Annotated in this window: 9 protein-coding genes; all 9 read right to left on the bottom strand. The window is 43.5% G+C overall.

The features are described from left to right. Positions 1-361 (bottom strand): CRISPR-associated protein Cas4 (locus tag VB733_RS26835; RefSeq protein WP_323343100.1); only part of this gene is annotated, 361 nt, incomplete at its 3' end. A gap of 565 nt (positions 362-926) precedes the next feature. Then, the gene (locus VB733_RS26840; protein ID WP_323343101.1) at positions 927-1484 is read right to left on the bottom strand and encodes a Uma2 family endonuclease; all 558 of its coding nucleotides are present in this window, start codon (positions 1482-1484) and stop codon (positions 927-929) included. 111 nt (positions 1485-1595) lie between these two features. Beyond that, positions 1596-2123 carry a hypothetical protein gene (locus VB733_RS26845; RefSeq protein ID WP_323343102.1) on the bottom strand — a complete coding sequence of 176 codons (528 nt, stop codon included), beginning with the start codon at positions 2121-2123 and terminating at the stop codon, positions 1596-1598. A gap of 69 nt (positions 2124-2192) precedes the next feature. Further along, the gene (locus VB733_RS26850) at positions 2193-3182 is read right to left on the bottom strand and encodes a WYL domain-containing transcriptional regulator (protein WP_323343103.1); all 990 of its coding nucleotides are present in this window, start codon (positions 3180-3182) and stop codon (positions 2193-2195) included. A gap of 676 nt (positions 3183-3858) precedes the next feature. Further along, positions 3859-5298, bottom strand: coding sequence for a DNA N-6-adenine-methyltransferase (locus VB733_RS26855; RefSeq protein ID WP_323343104.1), 1440 nt, complete (start codon positions 5296-5298; stop codon positions 3859-3861). A 37-nt stretch (positions 5299-5335) separates the two neighbouring features. Next, positions 5336-6130 (bottom strand): DNA cytosine methyltransferase, encoded by a 795-nt coding sequence (locus VB733_RS26860; RefSeq protein WP_323343105.1) that lies wholly within the window; start codon positions 6128-6130, stop codon positions 5336-5338. A 107-nt stretch (positions 6131-6237) separates the two neighbouring features. Then, on the bottom strand, positions 6238-7614 hold the full coding sequence (gene dnaB / locus VB733_RS26865) for a replicative DNA helicase (RefSeq protein WP_323343106.1): 1377 nt from the start codon (positions 7612-7614) through the stop codon (positions 6238-6240). Between the two features lie 102 nt (positions 7615-7716). Continuing rightward, positions 7717-8742, bottom strand: a complete 1026-nt coding sequence (locus VB733_RS26870) for a hypothetical protein (RefSeq protein WP_323343107.1) — start codon at positions 8740-8742, stop codon at positions 7717-7719. Positions 8743-8744: 2 nt separating this feature from the next. Then, on the bottom strand, positions 8745-8948 hold the full coding sequence (locus VB733_RS26875; protein ID WP_323343108.1) for a hypothetical protein: 204 nt from the start codon (positions 8946-8948) through the stop codon (positions 8745-8747). Positions 8949-9012 lie beyond the last annotated feature (64 nt).

Raw genomic sequence — 9012 nt, forward strand, 5'->3', positions numbered from 1 at the left:
CGGCAAGAATTTGTAGGCGATCGCTTTCCCATGCTTGTGGTTGTTTGTTTTCATCGCGATGGCATCTTCCTCGCTTATGTTCGTAGGGGATGGTTTCCCCGTCACGGGTACGCAATGCATCAACCCGTCCCCGTATACCATATTCTTCGCTAACAAGGAATAATTCCTCCCATTCCTCGTCTTCTTGCTTTTCTAACTCTGTGTGTAATCTACGTCCGGCAAATACTGCTGCATCTTGAGTGTAGAGTTCTTCGACTTCTTCGAGGTAAAATAGGCGTGGGCAGTAGGTTAAAGCATGGAGAGCAGAAACACGGATGGTTTCAAGTTTGGTGGAAATTTCGAGACTTTGAAGAGTTTGCATATATGTCCGTAAGGTAATGGTAATTTAGCGCTTGTAAAGTGCTCATCGCCTTAAGGCATCTGAGGTTTAATTTGCAAACTGTACTGGGGGCGCGATGCTCTAAGGCGCTGCGCGATACTCCCAGGAATTTTGAGGTAATTATGCAATGTGAGTTACTGTAACTCATTAAACCAGCACGTTGAAATACATGGAAAGGGTCTACTTTAGTTTAGGCAACAAATTTTCAGGCTGGAGCGATCACGATATCATACTTTTTAGGGGTTCAGCCGGGATACTCGCAAAATAGGACACGTTGTAAATAAATGTTGCAGAGCGTGTCTTATTGATTTACTAACTTGCCCATAAATGATATTAGGGCAATCAAAATTTTGCACGATAAAATGAACTATTTACCCCTTTTAGTGTCTCAAGCTTGCCCATAAATGGTTATTTTTGGGAATGTTTCAACTGGAGGAGTCAAGTAAAGTTTGGTATTGAAACAACCGTATATCAAGGGTTTTGCTTGATATACGTTACAAAACTTTACAACGTGTCCCAAATTGCAGGTATCCCGACTGTACCCCTTTTAGGGTATCCTAGCCTGTTGAAAAATATCTTGGGGTGTAAATGTTATTCCTTCTAGTAACAAATCAGCCAAAGTATCATTACCTCTTTTGGTCTGTGGTGGAGCATCAGGGTAAAAAATAGTAATAGCTTTGGCTTTTGCGTCTACAACCCAAACCCTGAGAACTCCTGCTTGCAGATAATTGGTAGCTTTTTCTGTCATTTCTGCAAAAGTTTGGTCGGGTGAAATAATTTCGATCGCCAGTTCTGGAGGAACAGGACAGGCTTCATCCATAACACTATCTCGATTTAAACGAGTATATGAAATGTAGAGTAAATCGGGGACAGGAACCCAGTCTTTACCGTTTCGCTCTAATTTAACAGCCCATTCGATACCTACCTCACCGCGATTTTGTGCCCAATGCACCAGAAGCATAGCCAAGGTAAGGGTTAATTTGGAATGAAAACGTTTTGGTGACATTTTGGGTACTGCTTCCCCGTTAATTAGTTCATAGGTGATGTCTCCTTGAGGGAGTGCCAGGAATTCTTCGAGGGTGAGTTGGGTTTGAAGTTGAGCCATGGTTGGTTTTAGGGCTGGGGGATGACTCTATTTTATGTTTTTATTCATTTTCAAGGTTTATCAACACCTATTGGCATCTGAGGTTGATTTCTAGAAATTAATTTAACTAATTCAATTTTTAGGTAATTGTATCCAGGAATTGTTAGGAGGATATAAACAAAATGCGCTCGGTGTAAACACTTCTACTAGTGTTTTGCTACTATCTGCTCGATCAATCCAAAGCGTTAGTCTGCAATATCCGCGCTCAATTGTTCGCTCTCCCTGCTGTAATGGAAAATACCAACGTGCCATAGGAGGACTATCAATAGGTTCAATTGAATCAAATAGAAAATTATTGTCCCCAGCAAATGGTAATCCATAGCGAGGTTCATCTAACTCGCCATTGAGTCCTTGAATAATGCGATCGCACAACCATTTTTCGGCTCGCATACCAATAACCAAGTCTAAGCCGACTAAAACTTGTCGCTTAACTGGTGCAATCCAATACTTTGAACCATAGGTTTTTTCCGCAAGTTCTTTCCCAGATGCACCGACAGGATATTGATGTAACTGTTGTGCAAGTATGGCTGTTTCAGGTTGGGAAATTTGAGCGATCGCAATTTCAATTTTCGGTAAATTTACCTTAAAGTTCTTGCTCAACGCCTGAACGCGAGAATGGAACGTACAGTCGAATCAGAGGCAACTGTTGTTTATATGGAAATCCTATCATTATGATTTACGCTCCAGCAGTAGATTGTAATTATTCCTCATCTCCTCAACCTCCCCCCACACCAACTCCACCAACTCCTGGGGACGAATCACCTTTGCACCCTTCCCATACCACATCACCCACCGTTTCAAGTCATTAATCCCCCGTACCTGCATCTTCAACGTCATGGAATTATCCCCATGGGTCTCAATTTCTTGGGTAAAATGCCAGCGTCTCTCTTTTATGTAGGGTGCAGTTTTGGCATCAAACCAAATTTCTACATCCAGCAATTTATCCCCTACTTCGTGCTGAAACACGTTACCAATATATTCCTTGGCGTTAAAGCTGGGGTCAGGAGTAAAGTACTCGGGCAATATTTCTAGTTTTCTAATCCTGTCAACTCGAAACCAGCGAAATTGTTGACGCTTGTGACAGTAGCCAATTAAGTATAGATTTGTACCACGGTAGACATGTAATAGATATGGGTCTAACTTGCGTTCGCAAATATCATCTCGACTAGCTGTGTAATAGGTCATCATCACAGAGCGACGTTGGCTGCAAGCATCTTCGATGTTGTGCCAAATCTCTGGATTCAAATCGATTTCCGCACCACCACCAAATATCATGTGTTCCTCAGCCAATTGCCGGATGTTCACCCAGGTTTCTTCGGGAAGTCGTTGACTTAATTGCGTGATCGCAGTTTTCAGTAGCATCCCATAGGGTGAACCTGCGTAAGTTTCCAGCATTTTTGCCCCCACAGTCAAAGCAAATAATTCTCCTTTGGTGAGGGGTACGCTGGGTAATCGCCATTCTGGTTCAATGTAATGGTGTCCTAGTTTCGAGTTATATTCCAGAGGAGCATGATAGCGATCGCGCAAAAAAGCAATGTCGCTGCGAATAGTCCGTTCGCTGACTTCTAATTCTTTTGCTAAACTAACAGTGGTCGGTTTTATCTTGGTTCGGATGAGTTCATCAAGTTGCAGTAGTCGTTCAAGATGCCGAGGAGACATAAATCTATACCCAGATTGATATGGTTATCCTAAAAGAGATACCCGGCAAAAATACTTCCGCTTTTAAAACTTTTTAAAAGTAAATATTTAGCAATTATTAGTACATGGTTATTAATATTTTGAATAAAATGCAAGCATCTCTGTTTGTGCAAGTCAATTTATGAATAGAAGTAGTCATGAGCCTTGTTAGGAAAGCGTTTGAACTGGTAAAAATATCTGGAAGATGCCTGCATAATGGCTAAAATATCTGTATTACAAGCTTTGCAGCAATTATAAAATTGTTGAAAAATTGGCGTTGCAGTCGTTTTTCTATTTACGATTGTGTTTTTATCGGAGATGCTTGTAAAATTATTCAGGGAAAGGCTCAGAGTAAGGGTTTACACCCTCGCTGTGTTCTAACCTTAGATGCCAGTAGGCGTTGAGCACCCTACAGTGAAAGAAATCTTTGTGTTTCTTTAATTGGTGTTCTAACCTTAGATGCCAGTAGGCGTTGAGCACCAAGGGTCTTTTGTAGCCTATAACCTTAAACAACTAGTCTTTTTATCTAATGGTAAGAGTTTTCAACCTACACAAAAAGCAGTGCAATCAAATATTTTGATTATTTTATGAGAACTTATATTTCTAAATAATAGTTCTATAGCTGCACCAGACTGAAAAGAGAAGTTAAAGTATACTTCTATTCAAATATTACCCCCAACACCTGCAATATTTCCCGCACTGGTACTTTCTCCACATCCATTTTTTGTACCTGGGTAAGTAACCGCTTGGGGATATAGCGCGAAGATTTGACCAGGCGATCGCCCCCGTTCCAAAACTCATAGTGATAATAAGCTTCGTGATAATCCTTACCCTTTTTCGTCACAGTACGGTAATGAATACTGCCACTACCATCCCCCTTGGTTCGGCGTATTTTCCTAGGGGATATATCACTATCTAATTTATCCCCTAGGAATTGAGAAGTGTCACCTAGGGTGGGAGATATTTGTATATCTGTTCTATCCTCGTGCTGTAAGGATTCTGACGTTTTCCTAGGAGATATTTCATTATTCAACTTATCCCCTAGGAACTGCTTCGGCACAGTAACAAACCCGTGTGGGTCGAACACTTCTCTAAACCGCTCCCAATTCTCCCCCCAATACACCAATACATGTGACTGCCTTGCAGGTAACTTGGGTTGGTAATTCACATCCAAAAACTTGATGCGTCCTTTCCAAAAACAAACAGGTTGCAGCTTCAACACCGGGGATAGCCAATTAGTATCGGTAGCTGCGGGAACAAGAGCGATCACCTCCTTCACCTGTCCCGATTCCACCTCAGCCTGTAGTTTTGCCATCCACACACCAGGGCAACTGTAGGGAGGATTTATATATACATGGCCGTGCCAGTCCCGGTTTAACCCGTCATCCGTTGCAGTAAAATGTTGCGCTGCGGGAATATGTTTACCATCATCCGCACAGGGGTCAAGGTCAATTTGTCCCAGCACTTGGACTATCAAATCAATGATGTGGGGTGGTGTGTACCAACAATCATTCTTATTTGGACTTTGGTCTTTAGGTTTGGAGTTAGGAGTTTGGAGTTGAGAGTTATGAGTTGGAGGTTTATCATCAACAGTCAATAGTTTTAGACTCTCCTCCTTACCCTTTGTGCTTTCCCCTCCCACATCAAACTCAAGGTTTTCTACAGAGATACTAAAAAGCCCTTGCTTACCCTTAACTACAAACGGTTCTGTGATGGGTTGGATATTCTCTAACTTCCAAGCGTAGCGCCCAACTTGCCAATCCCCACATAGAATTTCAGTTCGGGACTGTTGGGCGATAAACTCAGGTGTCATTTCAATGCAATCAACCAAATCAACGAGAGCGATCACCTGACCATGTGGAAAGTTATCCTCATCCCAGTCTGGTAGTTGTAGCTCCTCCCTAATTTTTAGATATTCCCGGTAATGCTTTGGGTTATTGGTAGTCGAGCAAATCAACAGCTTACCCCTGTAGTTTGTTTTCCAACTGCGAGTTTCATAATGTTTCAGCCCCAGGGGAATTAGAGAAGCCCAGGGTTGCCAGAGGCTAATAGCTTTTAGAGAGAGCGAAGTTGGACAGAATACTCTGTCCCGGCACATTCGCGCTGTTGCAACGGAGTATTTGGCTTGTGGTTCCTTAGCTGTGGCTACTAATGGAATTGAGGTACAAGACTCGTTTGAGTGCAAGTTGGGCAATTCTGGGGTCGAGGATATTTCCGAGGGCGGCGCGACGGGCACGATTAATTCGGTTGCCGCTCTTAGTTCCTGGGGGGATGTCCAACCTATCGGGAGTCCGAACTGTTGTTCCAGCCACTCTGGATTGAAGACTTCGTTTTTCTGGAGAATGCCCAGTTTCTTCGCTTGCGCCTCGGATTTGGTATTCCCAGGTGGTCGGCTCGATTCGGAACTTTTCGACAACGCACCGGGACGTGGCAACGAGTAAAAGCCTCTCACCTCTCCAGGGAGTTGTAAACTGTTGCGTTCCGACAACAACCCATTCCGCATCATACCCACTTGACCAAAGCTCTTGGAGCATCTGTTGGAAATATGAGCCGGGTTCGTTTCCGGGATTAATGGGGGCTGATAACAATCCAGGCACGTTTTCGAGACAGAAAAATTTGGGTTGACTTCTTCTGACAATTCGTAAAACTGCGGGGATACAGTCTCTAGGGTCTTTACTTCCCAATCTTTTTCCTTCAAGGGTAAAAGGTTGACATGGTGGCGAAGCTGTGATGAGGTCTGCATAACTTGGTTTGAGCCAAAGTTCTTTCACATCGGGGTAAATTGGGATTCCGGGGAAGCGATCGCGGAGTAGATCGCAGCAAAATTCGTCTCGTTCGCACAGTCCACGTAGCTTAAACCCGTGGATAACAGTGGCAGCGAGAGGAAAACCAGCCCCAACACCACTGCATAGGTCGATTTGTCGGAGCATTTTCTATACACTCCTAATAACATGAGCTGTCAATATAATTCCCCTGCGGCAAAGCTGAATACACCTAATCCAGCAAAAAAATTCGCATGAGTTAGCATCGATATTGCTCACCAACCATTACGAGCCAAGTTTTTAAATTGTGTAAACTGTCCATCAAACAACAGTTTCACTGTTCCCGTCGCTCCATCGCGGTGTTTGGCAATAATCACTTCGCAGATTCCCCGCTCCGGCGAATCTGAATGGTAATAGTCATCGCGGTACAACATCATCACCTTGTCCCCGTCCTGCTCAATCCCGCCCGAATCTCTCAAATCTGACATAATTGGACGTTTATTCTGTCGGCTTTCCACGGCACGAGAAAGCTGAGACAAACAAATCACGGGTACTTGCAGTTTCATTGCTAGTCGTTTCAACCCACGGGTAATCGCCGCAATTTCGTTGTTACGGTTGCCATCACCCTCTCCCATTAACTGCAAATAATCAATCACCACCAATCCCAATTCCCGCCGTTCTCTGGTCATAATGCGACGGCATTCAGCCTCAAAATAACTTAAAGATGGGGTAACGCAATCATTCAAAGATATCGGTAATTCCGATATCTCTCTTACAGCTGTGGTAATCGGCTCCCATTGGCGATCGCTAATCTTGCCACTTTTGAGGTAGGTACTTTCAACCTGGGCTTCGTCTGCCAGCATTCGCATTGCAATTTGGGTTTTACTCATCTCCAAACTGAATAAAACCACAGGCAGATTTTGCAACTGCGCCACATTAAACCCAATCTGAGCAGCGATCGCACTCTTTCCCATTGCTGGACGACCCGCAATAATTACCAAATCACCACGATTAAACCCACCATTAACCATCGCATCTAGGTCATAAAATCCCGTGGGGACACCCAGTGGAGCCAAGCCTTTGTTACGTTCATCGACAATTTGGTAAGTATCGGTCATCACACCAGAAATATGGCTCGTACTCGATGTGTTTTCCCCTTGCTGCAAATTGTAAATCTGGGTTTGCAACTGCTCAAAAGCTTTTTCTAGGGTTACGTCATCATCCGATTTATGTTGCAATTCCATCGCCAGAGCGCCCAACCGCCCTAATTCTCGACGCTTCCACTTCCTGATTACCAAATCAGCCAAAGCATCGATATTCACTGCACTAACGCACCTTTCAACCAGGGAGACTAGTTTACTTCTGCCCCCAACCCGAAATAATAAATCGTTCGCCTCAAGCCAGTTGGCAACTACAATCAAATCCGTTGGCTGTTCAGTCGCCGCAAGCCTAATAGCCGAAAAGTAAATATCCTGGTGGGCATTGAGATAAAAATGGTAAGGCTTCAAGCGATCGCGCACCCGCATGATTGCATTGGGGTCAAATAAAATACCTCCCAATATTGCCTCTTCCGCTTCGATACACTGCGGTGGCAACTTACCAATGGCAGAAGCAAAGTCAATTACGTTTCTATGTTCTTGTTTGGCGTACATAATTTTTCGGTCTAAATTTCTCCCTCAATCCTTCCGCCTCTGGTTCTCCTCAGTTCGCTTCTAGCGAACCCAAGTTAGAGACGCACCTTCGTTACAGCATCCTCATTCCGGAACTTCGACAAATTTATGGGGATACTTAATAACCGCCCATTCGTACCAAGCCTTGGAAACCTTGTTCTCACAAAACTTTGCCAAACCGATACCCATCAGCGTGATGTATTGCCCCTCGTGGTTAATCGCATCCCAATTATCGAAATCTAAAACATTTGTACTATCGCGCCCCCCGCAATGTGTAACCTCAATAGAAGATTGATGTTTTTTCCAGAGAACATGTAATTCTTCAAAGTGAGCTTCAATCCATTTCCCTGGCAAAGTTGGTGGGACTGGTAGTTCGGATGCCTTTTTATTTGCAAACTCTAAAAATTTCTCTCTCTCTTGTTCTGAGAGAGATTTGAATAGATTTGATTGATATGAATGATCTGAGGGAGCGCTGAAATCCTTATTGGGCAAGGTTTCTATCTCTCGATTTCCGCTTAAATAAGCGCTATCGGGGCTTAAATAAGCGCTATCGGGGCTTAAATAAGCGGACTCATTGTCCTGACTGAGTTTGAGTTCGATTTGCTGTTGTGTGCTTTCATCTGAGTCAACCGATGTAGCTTGCTTATGTGTGGGGTTTTGAACTTCACGACGGTTTGTATTCTTGGATGTGCTACGTGCGGCTTCTGTGCGAGAAGAATTGGACTTTGCTGGTTTAGATTTCAAAGATTCAGCCTCTACCCTAGCTTTGGCAGCTGTGCTGTTGTAGCCTTGTATACTTACAGTGCGATATTCGTAAAGTCCTAATTTCCGCAGTTTTCTTAAATCTTTTTCGACCGTATCGGGTGAACTACCCACCGTAATCGCAATTTCTGGAATGGTAGGTAAATCGTGGTATTTGATTTCCCCATCTGCTGTTCGGTCTGCAAATGGATCGATTAACATCAGGTACAACCACAGACGACATTGAGAACCAGTTAACTTGTTGGCGATCGCAACAGATGCATCCCGTCTGGAAATCATGAAATAGCCTTGCATCTTCGATTCCTCAATTTGTTGCGGACGGCGAACGGTGCGTGTTTTAGTTGTCATAGCTATCGCACCTCCTCAAAGTTCTTCACGTTGATGCCAAATTCCAAGCAAATACTTTGAGCAAGAGTTAATTTAGCCAAATCTCTACGACCAAATAAATGAATTAGCTCTAATTCTGCTGGTTTGACTTTCCCACAAGTCCTTAACCATTCTTTATGTTGCAGTGGGTAAAATTTTCCTTGAATTTTGGTAGTGCTTTGCGTCATAATTCACCTAACAAAAGAAATTTTTTTTTGAATCTATACGCCTCTGTCTGCCAGGACAGGGGCG

Origin of the sequence: Calothrix sp. UHCC 0171 (assembly GCF_034931845.1) — a bacterium.
Classification (GTDB): Bacteria; Cyanobacteriota; Cyanobacteriia; order Cyanobacteriales; family Nostocaceae; genus Brunnivagina.